Below are 398 nucleotides of genomic sequence, written 5' to 3'. Positions count from 1 at the left end.
CAGAATTGGCTGTGGAGAAGTATTCCGTGACGGGGGCTTCTCGGGTAGGATCGATAGCATGTTCGACGACGTGGTCACCACCGGTTCCGCCCCCGCGGCGGCGCCGGAGGCTGCGGCGCCGGAGGCTGCGGCGCCGGGGGCCGGGTGGTCCAGCACCGAGCTGTCCGAGCTGGCCACCCGCCTGGCCACCGTCGACCTGGACGGCTCCGACGCCGAACGCGTCGACCAGCTGACCGCGCTCGAGCACGTCAAGGCCGCCTGCGCCGCCGCGCAGGCCCGCCTGACCGACCGGTTCGTCGAGTCCCAGGCGCAGCTGGCCCGGCACTGGCACGAGCAGGCCCGCGCCTGCTCCGAGGCCGCCGACTTCGACGGCTGGTGCACCGCCCGGGAACAGGCCC

General features: G+C 73.9%; 1 pseudogene. It reads left to right on the top strand.

From position 1 onward, the window contains the following. Window positions 1-58: 58 nt before the first annotated feature. Window positions 59-398, top strand: a pseudogene (locus N864_RS23090) (hypothetical protein); the annotation flags it as partial.

The organism is Intrasporangium chromatireducens Q5-1 (assembly GCF_000576575.1).
Taxonomy (GTDB): Bacteria; Actinomycetota; Actinomycetes; order Actinomycetales; family Dermatophilaceae; genus Intrasporangium_A; species Intrasporangium_A chromatireducens.
The sequence above is the reverse complement of the archived record's forward strand: the minus strand, read 5'-3'. Positions and strand labels throughout refer to the sequence as shown.